Here is a 15,389-nt window from a genome sequence, read left to right on the forward strand (position 1 = left end):
GGGCATTATTCACGGCCGAACGACCCCACCGCGCGAGAGGGCGGCGGGATACTGGATTCATGGCCAACGGCGGGCCCGTCTGCGGGCCGATCTCCACGTTCTCACGGGTGCGCATCCTGCACCTCGTGCAGAGTCGTGCGGAGCGCACGATCGGCGAGCTCTGCGAGGCTACCGGCCTGCATCCCAACACCGTTCGCGAGCACCTGCAGCGCCTGATCGAGGGCGGCTACGTCATCCAGGCCAGTGAGCACCGCACCACCCGCGGCCGCCCGCGCACCCTCTACAGCGCCGCCACCGGCACGGCCGACGCCTCCAGTCCCATCGCCCGCAACAAGGCGAAGGCGGCAGCGGAGCGCGGAGACCTGCTGCGCCGCGTCATCCCCACCTCCGCATCCGCCCTCGGTCGCGAGGCGACCTACCAGCTGGATGCCCTGATCGAGCACTTGGAGGAGAGCGGCTTCGAGCCCGTCGTCGACGACGAGCAGCTCACCGTCGATCTCAGCCCGTGCCCGCACGCCGCGGGTCGCGCCGAAGACCGTCCGATGCTGTGCTCCGTGCACCTCGGCCTCATGCAGGGGGTGCTCACCGAAGCCGGTGGACCGCTCGCCGCCGAGGCCGTGCGCACCCCCGCCCTGGCGGCGGGCTGCGCTGTGCCTGCGGACTGCGTGGTGCAGCTGCGTCTGACGGAGATGACCGCCGCCTAGGCGACCATCTGACTTATTCACGGTCGGCGGCCCCGCGGGGGCGTCCGGCCCGTGGTCAGCGTGCATCCAGGCGCTGAAGAACCAGAGCACGGAAGAAGGAGTGGCTCATGGAATGGCTCGACCCGCTGGTCCTGTCGCGATGGCAGTTCGGTCTCACGACCGTCTATCACTACCTCTTCGTGCCTCTGACGATCGGCATGGCGCTGGTCGCGGCGATCTTCCAGACCGCATGGGTGCGCACCGGCAAGGTGCAGTACCTCCACCTCACCCGGTTCTTCGGCAAGATCTTCCTGATCAACTTCGCCATGGGCGTCGTCACCGGCATCGTGCAGGAGTTCCAGTTCGGGATGAACTGGTCGGACTACTCGCGCTTCGTCGGCGATGTGTTCGGAGCCCCGCTCGCCTTCGAAGGGCTGCTGGCGTTCTTCTTCGAGGCGACGTTCATCGGTCTCTGGATCTTCGGCTGGGACAAACTCCCGCAGAAGCTGCATCTCGCCACGATCTGGTGCGTCTCGATCGGCAGCATCCTGTCGGCGTACTTCATCATCGCGGCGAACGCCTTCATGCAGAATCCGGTCGGCTACGAGTACAACCCCGTCACGAACCGGGCCGAGCTGGTCGACTTCTGGGCGCTGCTGACGAACCCGGTGGCGCTCGCCGCGTTCCCGCACACCATCTTCGGCGCGCTGATGTTCGCCGCCGGTGTCGTCATCTCGGTCTCGGCCTGGCACCTGGCACGCGGACAGCATTTCGACACGATGCGCATCTCGCTCAAGTTCGGACTCTGGGCGATGATCTTCTCCACCGCCGGCGTCGTGCTCACCGGTGACCAGCTGGGCCTGGCGATGTACGCCGCACAGCCCATGAAGATGGCGGCCGCAGAGGCGACCTTCAACACCGTCTGCGGGCCGGATGCCTCCTTCAGCCTCTTCACGCTCGGCACCCCCGACGGCAGCTCCGAGCTGTTCTCGATCCGCGTGCCGTACCTCCTGTCGCTGTTGTCGACGCACACGTTCGACGCCTGCGTGCACGGCATCAATGACCTCAACGCCGAGTACGCGTCGACCTTCGCCGACACCGGCCTGACCGAGTTCGCCCCGATCCTCTGGGTCACGTACTGGGCGTTCCGCTGGATGATCGGCCTCGGCATGGCCGCCGCCCTCGTCGCTGTCGTCGGCCTCTGGGTCACCCGCAAGAGCGCCAAGAACCCGCCGGCGCCGTGGATGTGGAAGCTCGCGATCTGGTCGTTCCCGCTCGCGCTCGTCGCCAACATCATGGGCTGGGTCTTCACCGAGATGGGCAGGCAGCCCTGGATCGTCTTCGGCCTGATGACCACGCAGGACGGTGTCTCGCCGGGAGTCAGCGGGGTCGAGGTGCTCATCTCGCTGATCGCCTTCACCGCGATCTACGCCGCACTAGCGGTGGTCGAGATCCGCCTCATCATCCGCGCGGCCCAGAAGGGTCCTGACACCGAAGAACAGCCCCACGAGGAGACGGCCCAGCTGCCGTCCGTCGTGTACTGAGAAAGGGAACAGTCATGGAATACATGTGGTTCTGGATCGTCGCCTTCCTCTTCGTCGGCTACTTCGTGCTCGACGGGTTCGACTTCGGCGTGGGCATGTCGCTGCCGTTCCTCGGCAAGAACGACGTCTCGCGTCGGCAGGTCATCAACACGATCGGCCCCATCTGGGATCTCAACGAGACCTGGGTCATCGTCGCCGGCGCCTGCCTGTTCGCGTCGTTCCCCGAGTGGTACGCGACGCTGTTCAGCGGGTTCTACCTGCCGCTGCTGCTGATCCTGCTCGCGCTGATCCTGCGAGGGGTGTCGTTCGAGTACCGGCACCAGCGTGAGGGAGCGCAGTGGAAGCGAGGCTTCGACCGGATGATCGTGATCGGCTCGGCCGTGCCGGCACTGCTGTGGGGTGTCGCGTTCGGCAACATCGTGCAGGGTGTCGCCATCGACGAGAACCACATCTATGTGGGCGGATTCTTCGCGCTGCTGAACCCGTACTCGCTGCTCGTCGGCATCACGACGCTGCTGCTCTTCTTCCTGCACGGCGTGCTGTTCGTCTCGCTCAAGACCGACGGGCAGGTGCACACGGACGCTCGTCGCCTGGTCAAGCTCGCCGCCGGACCGACGGTGCTCGCCGCCGCGGGCACCGTGCTCTGGACCATCGGCATCGCCTGGGATCGCGAGTCTCCGCTGACGCTCATGGTCATCGGATGCGGGCTTGTCGCCGCCCTCGCCCTGATCGCGTCGGTGCTCTTCTCGCTGCGCGGTCGCGACGGGCGGGCCTTCACGGCGGGCGCCGTCACCGTGGCATCCGCCGTCGTGATGCTGTTCGCGGCGCTGTTCCCGTACGTGATGCCGTCGACGATCGACCCGGCCTTCAGCCTCACGATCGAGAACGCCTCGAGCACGCCGTATACGCTGACGATCATGAGCTGGACCGCGCTGATCGCCCTTCCGCTGGTGCTCGCGTACCAGACGTGGACGTACTGGATCTTCCGCAAGCGCGTCACCCGCACGTCGATCGAGGGGGCTCCGGCGCACGCGTGAGAGGGCCCACTTCGCACACCTCGCCGCGGCCTGCACAGGTTCTCACCGATTCCCTGTGCAGACCGGGGCATCGTGTGCACCGTGACCATGGTGAGGTCGACGAATGAAGCCCGTCGACATCCGGCTGCTGCGCTACGCGAGCGCGGCGCGAGGATTCCTGCTGCTCTCCGGCGCGATCGGGGTCGTGCAGACCGCCGTGACGATCGCGTTCGCCTGGATGCTGACGGATGCCGTCACCGGCGCGCTCGCGGGGCGCGATGTCGCGGCATCCCTGTTCTGGCTGCTCGGACTCGCTGCCCTGCGGGGTGTGCTGATCGCGGCCTCGGATGCCGCCGGAACCCGCGCCGCCGCCAAGACCGGGATGCAGCTGCGGGCCGCGCTGATCGCCGCCGTCGGTCGACTCGGACCAGGCTGGCTCGCGCAGCGCAATCAGGCTGGACTCGCCGTCACCGCCGGGCACGGGCTCGAGGCTCTCGACGCGTACTTCGCCCGGTACATCCCGCAGCTCGTGCTCACGGTCATCGCGACGCCGGTGCTGCTCGCGGTCATGTGGTGGCAGGACTGGCCGAGTGGACTGACGGCGCTCATCACGCTGCCGCTGATCCCGCTCTTCCTGATCCTCATCGGCATCGCGACCCGGACGGTGCAGCGCACGCAGTGGCAGACTCTGCAGCGGTTGGCGGCACGGTTCGCCGACACCGTGCAGGGGCTCTCGACGCTGCGCCTGTTCGGGCGCGAGCGCCGGGCCGCCGCGCAGATCGAGCACACGGCGGACGAGTACCGCCGCGAGACGATGAAGGTGCTGCGGTTCTCGTTCCTGTCGGGGTTCGCGATGGAGCTGTTGGCCTCACTTGCCGTGGCGCTGATCGCCGTGGCGGTCGGATTCCGGCTGCTGTCTGGCGACCTCTCGCTCGAGGTCGGGCTGTTCGTGCTGCTGCTCGCGCCCGAGACGTTCCTGCCGATCCGGCAGGTCGGCGTGCAGTTCCATGCCGCCGCGGAGGGGGTCGCGGCGACCGAGGACGTGTTCGAGGTGCTCGATGCGGCGGAGGCTCGGGCGGAGGCTCGGGCGGGGGCTCGGGTGGGGGCTCGGGCGGAGGCTGTTCACGATTCAGCACGAGATGTCGGAGCGCGGGTATCAGGTGGGCTGACAGCCGGTCAGCGTGATTCTCATGCTGAGTTGCGAACGGCCAGCGCGCGAGACCTGGCTGTCGCCGACCTGCGGGTGCGTGATCTGCCGCCCGTCTCGTTCACCGCGACGCCCGGAACCATCACCCTGATCGAGGGCCCGAGCGGTGCGGGCAAGTCGAGTCTGCTCGGGGCTCTGCGCGGGGCGGTCGAGTTCGAGGGCGCGGCGACGGTCGGCGGCGTCGATGTGCGGGCTCTCGCTCCCTCCGAGTGGCTGGCCTGGAGTGGGCAGCGGCCGCAGCTGAGCCGCGGCACGATCGCGGCCAACGTCGCGCTCGGCGACGACGACCCCGATGCCGGCCGCATCCGTCGTGCCCTCGATGACGCGTGCGCGTCCGACCTCGATCCAGGGCTCGAGCTCGGCGTGCAGGGCAGCGGACTCTCCGGAGGGCAGGCGCAACGCGTCGCGGTCGCCCGCGCGCTCTACCGCCATTCCGCTCGACCGGACGTGGTGCTGGCCCTCGATGAGCCGTCCAGCGCCCTCGACCCCGACACCGAGGAACGGCTCTGGCAGTCGCTGCGGGCACGAGCGGATGCCGGGGCGACGATCCTCCTCGTGTCGCACCGCCGCTCGGCCCGGGCCATCGCCGACCGGGTCGTCGAGCTGGGGGTGATCGCATGAGCGCGGACTCCGCCCGGGTGCGTGGCATCCTGCGTCTGGCGCAGCCGCCGATCCGTCGCTTCCTCCCCGGCCTGATCTGGGGGTTCCTGTCGGCGGGTGCCGCGGTGAGCCTGCTCGCGGTCAGCGGCTGGCTGATCGTGAGCGCGTCGATCGTCGATTCCCTCGTGCCCCTGTCGATCGCGGTGGTCGGCGTGCGGTTCTTCGCGGTGTCGCGCGCGGTGACCAGGTATCTGGAACGGCTCAGCGGACACGATGCGGCGCTGCGTCAGCTCGCCTCGACCCGCGCCGACATGGTGCGGCGGCTGACGCCGCTCTCTCCGGCAGGTCTCGGCCGTACTGACCATGGCCGTGTCCTCTCGGCGCTCGTCGACGACGTCGAGAACCTGCAGAACCTTCCACTGCGCGTCGTGCAGCCGCTCGCGGTCGCCGGGCTGGTCGCGCTCGGCGCGGTCGGGTTCCTGGCGTTCGTGTCGGTGCCGGCCGCACTCACCCTCGCCCTGTGTCTGCTGATCGCTGCCGCCGCGGCCGTGGGCCTCGGCTGGCTGTTCGGGTCGCGCGCGGAAGCCGCGGTCTCGCGTCGGCGCGGCGATCTGTCGGCGGCGCTGACCGATTATTTCGGCGCACTGGATGTGCTGCTCGCCTACGGCGCAGAGCCGCAGGCGCGCGAGCGGGTGCGGAACGCGGATGCCGAGCTGCGCCGCGCGGTGGGCACGGCCTCCCTCGCGCAGGCCGTCGCCGCCGGCGTCGTCTCGGCTGTCGCCGGTGCCGCATCGGTGTGGGCGCTCGCCGTCGCCGCTCCCGGACTGCAGACCGGGGCGATCGACGGCCCCTGGCTCGCCGTCGCGGTGCTCGTGCCGATGGTCGTCTTCGAGGTGTTCGGGGCGGTGCCGATCGCCGCGGCATCCTGGCGGAGCGTGCGGTCGAGCGCCGAGCGGATCGTCGATGTCCTGCCCTCGGACGTTCCCGCCGAGCTGCGAACGGACGACGGGGAGGATGCCGAGATCGTCGGTGTGCCCGAGCTGCGCCTGCGCGGGGTGCGGGCGTGGTGGCCCGGCGGGTCACCCGCGCTGCGCGGAATCGACCTCGATCTGCGTCCCGGCGAACGGGTGCTCGTCTCGGGACCGAGCGGTGCCGGCAAGAGCTCTCTCGCGGCTGCGCTGGTGGGATTCCTGCGGGTCGAGGGGGAGTACTCGGTCGGCGGGCGGGATGCCGCCCTGCTGTCGGGGGCGGCGCTGCGCCGCACGATCGGCCTGTGCGAGCAGAGTCCGCAGCTGTTCGACGAGGACATTCGGCAGAACCTCCTCTTCGCCAGGGACAGTGCCACCGACGACGACCTGCTCGCCGTGCTCGACCGGGTCGGTCTCGGTGCCTGGGTGCGCGAACGCGGTGGTCTGGATGCCAGGGTCGGCGATCGCGGCGGTCTCGTCTCCGGCGGTCAGGCTCAGCGGCTTGCCCTGGCGCGGGCGCTGCTCAGAGGCTTCCCCGTGCTGGTGCTCGACGAGCCGACGGCGGGGGTCGATCCGGATGCATCCGATGCGCTGCTGCGGGATCTGCTGCAGGCCGCGGGGGAGCAGTCGGTGCTGCTGATCTCGCATTTCGCGCCGCCGGTGGGCACCGTCGACCGGGTCGTGCGGATCGAAGACGGTCGGACGGTGGCGGGATAGGTCCCGGTGCCGGGACGTCCTCGTCTCGGGGTCCCGCCGGGCGGGCACAGCTTCGGATGCGGCGGGCGGCGCGCCGTGGCATCCGCCCTCCGACCGGCGTGTCCGGGCTGGACTCCGAAGTTGTGCCCGGGGCGTCCGGGGCTGGACTCCGAAGCTGTGCCCGGGGCGGCCGGGTTGGACCCGGTGCGACCCGGTGCGACCCGGTGCGGCTGGGCTGGACTCCGAAACTGTGCCGGCGGTCAGACGTTGAGGTCGGCGCGCGGTTCCATGACGATGCCCTGCGCCTCGAAGACCCGACGGCGTTCCTCGATGCGGCGGTGCAGCTCGACCTGCGCGTCGTCGACGAGCTGCGCGTCGAGGTCGACCGTAGCCGGGTGCGGGTCGCCGTGGTTCGCCTCGATGTAGGCGTCGAGCTCAGGGCCCGACGTCCAGGAGGTGATGAGGGCGTAGCGCGGGGCGGTGCCGCGGTGCCAGACCGCGTGCCAGAAGCGCTGGGTGTCGACGATGATGCGGGATCCCTCGCGAAGCGGCAGACGGATCTCGGTTGCGGGGTCGAAGCGGTCCGAGCGCAGCAGCAGCAGCGAATCTGAATCGTCGGAGAGGTTGTAGTAGCCGCGCACGACCCAGCCGGTGCCGTCTTCGTTGAGGCGGTTGTTGTCGTCCTGGTGCAGGTTGTAGACGGCATCCGCATACTCGTTGGGCTGCAGCTCGATGACGCGGCAGCGGCCCACTCCGGCGCCCGGCTCGAGGGCGCGCCGCTGCAGGGTCGGGGCGATCGCGACCTGCGACTCGATCCACACGCCGTCCTTGTCGGTGCGGGGAGGGGTCTGGTTCCAGAAGCCGTTGCACTCGATCTCGCCGGCATAGCTGGCGAGCGGGGCGAAGCGGGTGACGCCCGACGAGCGCCAGCCGATGTACTCCAGATCGAGCCACTCGGCGGGGTCGGATGCCTGGTCGTGGTCGTCGAGGACGACGTAGCCGGTCTCTGCCAGCGCCTCCGATGTGATGAAGCCCATTGCGTCCCCTCCGTGCCTCGACTCCGTGGCTCATTCTGTGACGGATGCCTTTAGGACAGCCTAACTCGGAGGCGCGGCGTCCGCCGGAGAGGGCGCCGGTGAAAAGGCCGCGCCGATACCCTGGAAGCATGACTCAGCCGCAGGGTGCCCTCCTCGTGGGCAGCGTGAACTTCGACGACGCCGAGACCACGATGCGCACTGCCGCCGAGATGCTCGGCCCGCGGCTGCGTCGCATCCCCGACGGCGAGGTTGGCAAGCGATTCCACTGGATCATGTTCCAGCCCGACGTGCTCGGCGAGGCGGACGGCATCGAGCGCATCGGCGACGAGCCCATCCCGTTCAAAGCCGGGATCGACGCCCGCCCGCTGCGCATCGCCGACGGGGTGGACGCGTCGAGCATCCAGCTCCCGCCACTCGGCTATGCGGATGCCGCGCTCGAGTCGTACGCGGTCTTCACCCGACTCCGCGAGGAGGGTGTCGTGCCCACCGGGACGCGGTTCCAGGTCTCGCTGCCCACGACCGTCGCCGTCGTCTCGTCGTTCTTCTTCGGCGCTGACCGTGCCGCCATCGACCCGGTGTACACCGCCGCGCTGCTGCGCGAGGTCGACGGCATCCTCGCGGCCATCCCGCACGACGACCTCGCGATCCAGTGGGATGTCGCGAGTGAGATGGGTGTGATCGAGGCGGCGCCCGCGTTCGGACGTGTCATGGATGTGTGGTGGGAGGGCGACCCGTTCCCCGGGCTCGTCGCGCGGCTTGCGGCACTGATCGACGCCGTGCCGGCCGATGTCGAGGTCGGAGTGCACCTCTGCTACGGCGACGTCGCGGAGAAGCACTTCTTCGAGCCGACGGATGCCGCGAATCTCGTCCGCTACGCGAACGCCGTCACGGCGGCATCCGCTCGCCCGCTGACCTGGCTGCACCTGCCCGTGCCGATCGAGCGCGACGACGAAGCGTATTTCGCTCCGCTCGCGGGGCTCGAGTACGACGGAGAGCTCTACCTCGGACTCGTGCATCGCGAGGACGGCGCGGAAGGAGCCGAACGCCGCATCGCCACGGCCCGGCGCTTCGCGCCCATGTTCGGCGTCGCGACGGAATGCGGCATCGGTCGCGCACCCGAAGGCTCGACCGAGGGCATCCTGCGCACACACGCCGAGGTCGCCTCGGCCTGGTGACTCCCGGCGGACACCGCGCGCGCGGCTCGATCTGCGCTACGGCTCGATTCGCGCCGTGGCGCGGTGTGTCGTAAGCTAGTCCGCGGTGACGTGTCCGAGCGGCCGAAGGTGCAACTCTCGAAAAGTTGTGTAGGGTAACCCCCTACCGTGGGTTCAAATCCCACCGTCACCGCCATGGAAACCCCCGAGAAATCGGGGGTTTTTCCGTATCCGGGGTGGGGCGTGGCGCCCTTCGGTGCAGGTTTCGAGATGCCTGACGCCAAGTCCCGTCCGCAGGGGGCAGTGAAGACGTCCATTCCCTGCTCGGTGAGGTAGGCGCCGGCTAGAACTACGTCGTCTCCCCGCGGACGAGTTCCAGCACGCGACCGAGGTCGAGCTCGTGGGGCCGGGAGTCCGTATCCGCACGTCGCGTAGAGAGGCCGGCCAGTTCCTGGACGAGTGCATCCATGAGGAGAGGCTGATCGATCGCCACCGTGCTGAGCCGCGGGCTGACGAGTTGACCGACGGCCGTCCTGTCGACGCCGATGACGGCGACATCCTCGGGGACCCGCAGTCCGAGCTCGCGACTGGCGGCGACGACCGCGATCGCCACATCGTCGTTGTAGGCGCAGATGCCGAGAGGACCAGTGCCCGCCTTGTCGCGCACCTCCTTCAACGTCTTCGTGGCGCCGTGGACGTCGAGCGCGATGCGGGGGGTGAGCGGCATGTCGAGACCGTGCTCCCGTGCCTCGCGTCGGATTCCTTCGAGACGCGGCGGCCCGAACGGGTCGAGGCGCTTGTCCTCGAGCGCTGCGTAGACCAGGCGACGGGGGCCGTTCCGCAGCACTTCGCGCACCTGGATCCGCCCGATCTCGATATCGATCGGATCGGGGTCGGCGCCCTCGGAGGCGTACGCGCGCCGAGGGACGACGAGCGTCCCGGATGCCTCGATCCGCTCCCGCTGCTGCGAGGTGAAGACGCCGAAGTCGACGACGGCAGCCGGTCGCAGATCGAGCACCGAGGTGAGAGTCGTCTCGTCCTGCATCCTCGCGAATCGCACGACGACGCTCATGCCGGCGGTCGCGCTGGCGCCTGTGATCCGATCGACGGAGTCCTGCAGGTGAGGTCCGAAGGTCGCGTGGGGGACCACGAGCACGACGATGTCGCTGAGGCCTGTGACGAGCGCGCGCCCTGCCCGCGACGGACGGTAGTTCAGAGCTTCCGCGGCGGCCCGGACGCGGGCGCGGGTCTCGGCGGGGAACCGCTCGTCGCCGTTGAGGATCTGACTCACCGTCGAGCGGGACACCCCAGCACTCGCGGCCACATCTTTGCTCGTGGCTCGTCGAGCAGGCTGCAGGTCCACGGTCATGGCCCCAGTCTGTCACATCACTATTGACACGTGACACCCGCTGCGCTTACCGTGGTGTCGCGTGTCACTGACACGTGACACCACGGTAACTGTGACCGGTCCCATTTCATGACGAAGGAGTCAGCCATGGCCAAGGATTCGACCCGGACCTCGGCGGCGCAGCAGCGCGCCGCAGTGGCCGCGAGCGCCGAGGAGTCGGTGACGGCGTCGCTGGCCGCCGTGGCGGTCGGGGAGACGATCGGCGACCCGAGCGGTCAGAAGCTGAAGGTCCGCGAGCGGCTCGCGTACGGCGTCGGAGACATCGGCGGCAACCTGATCTTCGCGCCGATCTCCGCGTTCCTGCTCTTCTATTTCACCGACACGGTCGGGATCGGCGCAGCGATCGCCGGGACCCTCCTGCTCTTCGGTCGCGTGCTCGACGGCACGATGGATCTCATCCTCGGCACGTTCATCGACCGCACCTCCACTCGCTGGGGGAAGGCGCGACCCTGGATCCTGTTCTCCACTCCGGTCGTGGTCATCTCGTTCATCCTGCTCTTCAACGTGCCTGCCGGGCTCGGCGAGGGGGCCAAGGAGTTCTACGCCTTCGCGATGTACTTCCTCTGCCTCGGCGTCGGGTTCGTCGGGTCGAATCTGGCGTATCACACGCTGCTCTCGGTGATCACGAGCAACTCGAAGATGCGCGTCTCCCTGACTGTGATCCGCACGTTCTTCGCCCTGGTCACCACGCTGGTCGTGAACTTCGTCACGATTCCGGTCGTCACCGCGAACGGCGGGGGCCAGGCGGGCTGGACCATGATCTCGGTCGTCTACGGCATCATCGCCGCCATCACGTTCCTCATCGTGTTCTTCGGCACCAAGGAGCGCGTCAAGGCGACGATGAAACAGGATGACGGGAACAAGCTCCCGCTCGGCAAGTCCCTCCGCATCCTCGCCGGCAACCCGTACTTCTTCCTCGCATTCGGATTTTTCCTGCTCAACTACCTGCTCACGGGCACGGCGGGCGTGGGCATCTACTTCGCCAAAGACGTGCTCGGCGACCCGAACATCTACAGTTTCCTCGGCCTCGTCCAGCTCCTCCCTCTGATCATCGGCCTCTGGTTCATGCCCGCGCTCATCGCTCGCTTCGGCAAGCGCACGCTCATCCTGATCGGCGTCGTCGTCACCGTCATCGGCATCCTCATCTCGCTCATCGATCCGAGCAACATCACCCTCGTGATCGCCGGTGGACTCGTCCGCTCCATCGGAGGCATCCCCGCCGCGGCCGGTCTGTTCGCCCTCGTCGCCGACGTCGTCGACTACGGCGAGTGGAAGAGCGGCTACCGGCTCGACGGCATGACGTACGCCGCCGCGACCGCCGGGCAGAACTTCGGCGCAGGCCTCGGCGTCGCCCTCGTCGGCTGGCTGCTGGCGGCCGGCCGCTACGACGGTCAGGCGACGACCCAGCCGGCGAGCGCGGTCAGCATGGAGATCTTCCTCTACCTCTGGCTTCCGCTCATCGTCGCCGTGCTCATGGGTGTGATCATCTGGTTCCTCAACATCGACAAGAACCTTTCCCAGATCCAGCGCGACCTCGCCGCCCGCCGGGTCGCGACGGAATCCGCCTCGAACGACTGAGCGCTGTGACCACGCACGGTGCAGAGGTGAACTGGGCGGTCATCGGCACCGGCTTCATCTCCCAGTCCATCGCGGACGACCTCCGCCTCACTCCGGGAGCACGCCGCCAGGCGGTGTGCTCCCGGGATCCGGACCGAGCCCGCGCGTTCGCGGCGGACAGAGGGTTCGCCGTCGCCCACGGGAGCGTGGCCGCACTGCTCGACGACTCGACGGTCGACGCCGTCTACATCGCCACCCCGCATTCCACCCATGCGGCGATCGCGATCGCCGCTCTGGAGGCGGGCAAGCATGTCCTCATCGAGAAGCCGATGGCCGTGAGCGCGGAGCAGGGCCGGCAGATCGCGAGGGCTGCAGCAGCGACCGGGCTGTTCGCGATGGAGGCCATGTGGATGCGGTTCAATCCCGCATACCGCGATCTGGTCGCCGCAGCGCGAAGCGGGGCGATCGGCGAGGTCAGGAGCGTGCGCGCGTCCTTCGGACTGCCGTTCGGGCCCGCCGACTCCACCCGCTGGACCGAGGAGCGCGCCAGCAGCACGCTTCTCGACCAGGGCATCTATCCGGTCACCCTCGCGCTCGACGTGCTCGGACGACCCTCGCGGATACGCGCGACCGGTCGCGTCAGGGACGACGGCGTCGACCTCACCGTGCACGCCACCTTCGAGTACGAGGACCATCGATTCGCGCAGCTGAGCGCATCGATGGTCGAGTACATCGAGCCGACGGCATCCGCCAGCGGCTCCGACGGGTGGATGACGGTGCCCGCACCGTTCTGGGCTGCGGATGAGTTCACGACGCGCGTGGGGTCGATCGCTCGCGCCCTCACCGAGCAGCACCGCACGCACCACGAGCGCCGCGGCAACGGGTACGTCCCGATGCTCGAGGCGGTGACGCTCGCGATCGCCGAGCACCGGACCGAGCACCCCACCCATTCCCTCGCGGACAGCATCGCCACCCTCGAGGTGCTCGACGCCGTCCGCCACTCCCTGAGCAGCCCCACCGCACGACCGAAGGAGACCCGATGAAGCGCACGGCATTCAACGATGGCTGGCAGTTCCGACCGAAGCAGAACCCGTTCGCCGAGCTCGGCGGACTCAGCACGCCGTACACGGACGTCACCCTCCCGCACGATGCCCTGATCCACGAGGATCGCGATCCCGACGGAGAAGGCGCCGTCGCGTACTTCCCCGCCGGCGCGTATCAGTACCGCAAGACGTTCACCCCACCCGCCGACCTCGCCGGCCAGCGGATCGTGCTGGAGTTCGAGGGCGTCTACCGCGACGCGACCGTGCACATCAACGGGGCCTTCGCCGGCCAGCGTCCCTACGGCTACTCCCGGTTCACCATCGACGCCGACCGGTTCCTCCGCCCGGGCGAGGAGAACCTCATCGAAGTCGAATCGCGGCACGGCGGAGACTCCCGGTGGTACACCGGGGCGGGCATCTACCGCGACGTCTGGCTCCACGTCGGACCGGCCGTCCACCTCCCGGTCGACGGAGTCCGGGTCAGCGCGACGGACATCGAACCGGACGGCGCCGTGGTCGAGGTCGACGTGATCGTCGCGAGCACGAGCAACCGTCACGAGACGGTCGACGTGGCCGTCAGCCTCACCGATGCCGCAGGAGCCACCGTCGCACGCGGCACCGTCCCGGTGACCGTCGACGTGAACGGACAGTCCCGCAGCAGGCAGCGGCTCTACCTACCCACACCGCAGCTCTGGAGCGCCGAGAGCCCGACTCTCTACTTCGCCGCGGTGGAGCTGATCGTCGACGCAACGCGCATCGACGATGCATCCGCAGCTTTCGGCATCCGCCGGCTCCAGGTCGACCCCGTGCACGGGCTGCGCGTGAACGGCGAGGTCGTGAAGCTGCGTGGGGCCTGCGTCCACCACGACAACGGGATCCTCGGGGCGGCGACGTTCGCCGACGCCGAGGAGCGGCGGGTGCGGCTGCTCAAAGAAGCCGGTTTCAATGCGATCCGCTCCTCGCACAACCCGATGAGCGTCGCCATGCTCGAGGCATGCGACCGGCTCGGTGTGTACGTGATGGACGAGACCTTCGACATGTGGACCTCGACCAAGATGCCCCACGACTACTCCCTCCATTTCGCCGAGTGGTGGGAGCGCGACGTCGAATCGATGGTGGCGAAGGACTTCAACCACCCGTCCGTGATCATGTACTCCATCGGCAACGAGATCCCGGAGACCGGTTCGCCTGCGGGCGGACTCACGGGCCGCGCGCTCGCCGAGAAGGTGCGCGAACTCGACCCGACGCGGTACGTCACGAATGCGGTCAACGGGATGCTCGCGGTCATGGACGACATGAAGAAGCTCGCCGCGCAACGCGGAGACGAGGGCGGTGGCGATGCCGCCGGGATCAACACGCTCATGGCCGGCCCGGCGGAGTTCATGAACCAGATCGGCACCTCGCCGTTGGTCACGGAGAAGACCGCCGAGTCCTTCGGCGTGCTCGACATCGCCGGCATGAACTACCTCGACGCCCGCTACGTGATGGACAAGGAGCTGTTCCCCCATCGCGTGATCGTCGGCACAGAGACGTTCCCCACGCGCATCGACCACAACTGGGCCCTCGTCACCGAGAACGCGCATGTCATCGGCGACTTCACCTGGACCGGGTTCGACTACCTCGGGGAGGTGGGGCTCGGCCGCGCCCACCACCTCGCCGAAGGCGAGACGCCGAGTCTCAGCGGACCGTATCCCTGGATCGCCGCCTGGTGCGGCGACCTGGACCTGATCGGCTCCCGCCGCCCCGCCTCGTTCTATCGGGAGATCATCTTCGGACTCCGCACCAGCCCGTACATCGCCGTGATCCGCCCGGGCAATGAGGACAGGACGTTCTACGCGGGGCCCTGGACCTGGAGCGACAGCATCGGGAGCTGGACCTGGGCCGGTCACGAGGGAGCGCCGCTCGCGGTCGAGGTCTACAGCGATGCGGAAGAGGTCGAACTCGCACTCGACGGAGACGTGATCGGCACGGCCGCTGCGGGTGCCGAAAACCGCTTCAAGGCCGAGTTCACCGTCCCGTACCGCCCGGGCACGCTGACCGCCACGGCCATCCGGCGTGGCGAACGCGCCGAGACGTTCTCCTTCACCAGCGCCGGCGACGCCGCCCGCCTCGCGACGAGAGTCGAGGACGGCACCTCGGAAGACCTGGTCTTCATCGAGATCGCCGTCGTCGATGCGGACGGACGGGTCACCACCAGCGCGGACCGGCTCATCGACGTTCGCGTGGACGGAGACGCCGTGCTCGCAGCAGTGGGCAGCGGGAATCCGGCCCCGATGGACTCCTATGACGGACCGGAGGCCCAGACGTTCGACGGAGTCGCGCTTGCCGTCGTCCGCCGGACAGGGCCTGGGGCGGTGACCGTGACGGTCTCCGCCGGCGATGTGATCGCGCCGGCGACCGTCCTACTCGAGGAACTGGATCATCTCGGAGTGGCAGCCCGAACGTGAGGCCAAGGCGCGGCTAAGGGGGGACGGAT

General features: G+C 68.8%; 11 protein-coding genes and 1 tRNA gene. 10 read left to right on the forward strand and 2 right to left on the reverse strand.

Going from position 1 to position 15,389, the window contains the following annotated elements:
• Positions 1-59: 59 nt before the first annotated feature.
• The 5 genes from BLW44_RS04075 (at position 60) to cydC (ending at position 6,735) form a co-directional block, all read left to right on the forward strand.
• Positions 60-704, forward strand: coding sequence for a helix-turn-helix transcriptional regulator (locus tag BLW44_RS04075; protein WP_060928743.1), 645 nt, complete (start codon positions 60-62; stop codon positions 702-704).
• Between the two features lie 107 nt (positions 705-811).
• Positions 812-2,227 carry a cytochrome ubiquinol oxidase subunit I gene (locus BLW44_RS04080; RefSeq protein WP_060928744.1) on the forward strand — a complete coding sequence of 472 codons (1,416 nt, stop codon included), beginning with the start codon at positions 812-814 and terminating at the stop codon, positions 2,225-2,227.
• Between the two features lie 14 nt (positions 2,228-2,241).
• Positions 2,242-3,264 (forward strand): cytochrome d ubiquinol oxidase subunit II, encoded by a 1,023-nt coding sequence (cydB, locus tag BLW44_RS04085; protein WP_060928745.1) that lies wholly within the window; start codon positions 2,242-2,244, stop codon positions 3,262-3,264.
• A 103-nt stretch (positions 3,265-3,367) separates the two neighbouring features.
• Positions 3,368-5,071 (forward strand): thiol reductant ABC exporter subunit CydD, encoded by a 1,704-nt coding sequence (gene cydD, locus BLW44_RS04090; RefSeq protein WP_060928746.1) that lies wholly within the window; start codon positions 3,368-3,370, stop codon positions 5,069-5,071.
• On the forward strand, positions 5,068-6,735 hold the full coding sequence (gene cydC, locus BLW44_RS04095; RefSeq protein ID WP_074731587.1) for a thiol reductant ABC exporter subunit CydC: 1,668 nt from the start codon (positions 5,068-5,070) through the stop codon (positions 6,733-6,735). Before cydD ends, cydC begins: the two co-directional genes overlap by 4 nt.
• Before the next feature lie 239 nt (positions 6,736-6,974).
• Here cydC and BLW44_RS04100 read toward each other — a convergent pair whose 3' ends face one another.
• Complete coding sequence (locus BLW44_RS04100) at positions 6,975-7,751, reverse strand: hypothetical protein (protein WP_060928244.1); 777 nt, start codon at positions 7,749-7,751, stop codon at positions 6,975-6,977.
• 128 nt (positions 7,752-7,879) lie between these two features.
• Here BLW44_RS04100 and BLW44_RS04105 point away from each other — a divergent pair, with 128 nt between their 5' ends.
• Both BLW44_RS04105 and BLW44_RS04110 read left to right on the forward strand, forming a co-directional pair.
• A complete protein-coding gene (locus BLW44_RS04105) occupies positions 7,880-8,926 on the forward strand; it encodes a hypothetical protein (protein WP_060928243.1) in 1,047 nt (348 codons plus the stop codon).
• Positions 8,927-9,010: 84 nt separating this feature from the next.
• Positions 9,011-9,101 (forward strand) — tRNA-Ser (locus tag BLW44_RS04110).
• 153 nt (positions 9,102-9,254) lie between these two features.
• Here BLW44_RS04110 and BLW44_RS04115 read toward each other — a convergent pair.
• On the reverse strand, positions 9,255-10,274 hold the full coding sequence (locus tag BLW44_RS04115) for a LacI family DNA-binding transcriptional regulator (protein ID WP_082724629.1): 1,020 nt from the start codon (positions 10,272-10,274) through the stop codon (positions 9,255-9,257).
• 126 nt (positions 10,275-10,400) lie between these two features.
• Between BLW44_RS04115 and BLW44_RS18070 the strand changes: the two genes are divergently transcribed.
• From BLW44_RS18070 to BLW44_RS04130, 3 genes are read left to right on the forward strand one after another with little or no spacing between them, the layout of a single operon-like run.
• A complete protein-coding gene (locus tag BLW44_RS18070; RefSeq protein WP_060928241.1) occupies positions 10,401-11,891 on the forward strand; it encodes an MFS transporter in 1,491 nt (496 codons plus the stop codon).
• A gap of 5 nt (positions 11,892-11,896) precedes the next feature.
• Positions 11,897-12,913, forward strand: coding sequence for a Gfo/Idh/MocA family protein (locus BLW44_RS04125; RefSeq protein ID WP_060928240.1), 1,017 nt, complete (start codon positions 11,897-11,899; stop codon positions 12,911-12,913).
• Positions 12,910-15,360, forward strand: a complete 2,451-nt coding sequence (locus tag BLW44_RS04130) for a glycoside hydrolase family 2 TIM barrel-domain containing protein (RefSeq protein WP_060928239.1) — start codon at positions 12,910-12,912, stop codon at positions 15,358-15,360. Before BLW44_RS04125 ends, BLW44_RS04130 begins: the two co-directional genes overlap by 4 nt.
• The last annotated feature ends 29 nt before the right edge of the window (positions 15,361-15,389 follow it).

Origin of the sequence: Microbacterium hydrocarbonoxydans (genome assembly GCF_900105205.1) — a bacterium.
GTDB classification, from domain to species: Bacteria; Actinomycetota; Actinomycetes; order Actinomycetales; family Microbacteriaceae; genus Microbacterium; species Microbacterium hydrocarbonoxydans.

Bases quoted from the DNA above. Each gene is read 5' to 3' on its own strand.
- cydD (WP_060928746.1), top strand. From the start codon at position 3,368: ATGAAGCCCGTCGACATCCGGCTGCTGCGCTACGCGAGCGCGGCGCGA.
- cydB (WP_060928745.1), top strand. From the start codon at position 2,242: ATGGAATACATGTGGTTCTGGATCGTCGCCTTCCTCTTCGTCGGCTAC.
- BLW44_RS04105 (WP_060928243.1), top strand. From the start codon at position 7,880: ATGACTCAGCCGCAGGGTGCCCTCCTCGTGGGCAGCGTGAACTTCGAC.
- BLW44_RS04130 (WP_060928239.1), top strand. From the start codon at position 12,910: ATGAAGCGCACGGCATTCAACGATGGCTGGCAGTTCCGACCGAAGCAG.
- BLW44_RS04075 (WP_060928743.1), top strand. From the start codon at position 60: ATGGCCAACGGCGGGCCCGTCTGCGGGCCGATCTCCACGTTCTCACGG.
- BLW44_RS04080 (WP_060928744.1), top strand. From the start codon at position 812: ATGGAATGGCTCGACCCGCTGGTCCTGTCGCGATGGCAGTTCGGTCTC.
- BLW44_RS18070 (WP_060928241.1), top strand. From the start codon at position 10,401: ATGGCCAAGGATTCGACCCGGACCTCGGCGGCGCAGCAGCGCGCCGCA.
- BLW44_RS04115 (WP_082724629.1), bottom strand. From the start codon at position 10,274: ATGACCGTGGACCTGCAGCCTGCTCGACGAGCCACGAGCAAAGATGTG.
- cydC (WP_074731587.1), top strand. From the start codon at position 5,068: ATGAGCGCGGACTCCGCCCGGGTGCGTGGCATCCTGCGTCTGGCGCAG.
- BLW44_RS04100 (WP_060928244.1), bottom strand. From the start codon at position 7,751: ATGGGCTTCATCACATCGGAGGCGCTGGCAGAGACCGGCTACGTCGTC.